The organism is Vibrio sp. 2134-1 (assembly GCF_033339495.1).
Genome location: NZ_JAWOUS010000430.1, coordinates 1 through 697, shown reverse-complemented (window position 1 = coordinate 697; position 697 = coordinate 1). Strand labels below are relative to the sequence as shown.

The following is a 697-nucleotide window of genomic DNA, read 5'->3' as shown; positions in this document are numbered from 1 at the left end:
AGGGTCAGTATCTGGTTTATCGTCAGTATTAGGGTCTTTAAGTGTTTTACACTCAGGGTCATTGCAAAAAAGATTACCAGTAGTGCTGTCACAAGAAGGGCCTATAACAGTAAAAGTTGCATAGCACCAACCAGACTCACCGCACCAAGAGCTAGAACGATCAATGGCGGCACCACAACCGCCACCAATAGAAGAGCAAAGATAAGAAGAAGGCGACGAGTTTCCCCAGACGCTAGACATCCAACGTACGCTATCGGATTGACCTTCAACATCTGAACAATCACGGCCGTTACATTGAGATTCCCATGACTCAGTTTCGTTACTACAGGAGTAAGCGAATTGATCACCTTTGGATACGCATTGGGTTCGCGCTGCATCTATAGCATCGAGTGTTGATTGACGCTCGCAGTAAGGAATATCACTTTGACACTGATTATCAATTAAAACTTGGCCTTCAGGGCAACTTGAATACTCAAGATAATCATAAATACCTAAACCATATGTATAACTCCCATTAGAAGCTACAGCATCAACCGAAACATCGCCCCACTTTAAATAAGCACGCTTAATAGTAAGAACCCTATCAGGCTGGTTAACATGGTAAGTTGTACACCCAATAAAAAAATCAAGTGTATAGATACCACCAATAACACCACAACTCGTTTTCATGTAAGGAGCAGGTTTAGTAATTTTAATT

The 697-nt window shown here is 41.8% G+C and carries 1 pseudogene; it reads right to left on the bottom strand.

Annotation, left to right across the window (positions count from 1 at the left end):
- Positions 1–697 (bottom strand): annotated as a pseudogene (locus R7R78_RS26435) (hypothetical protein); the annotation flags it as partial.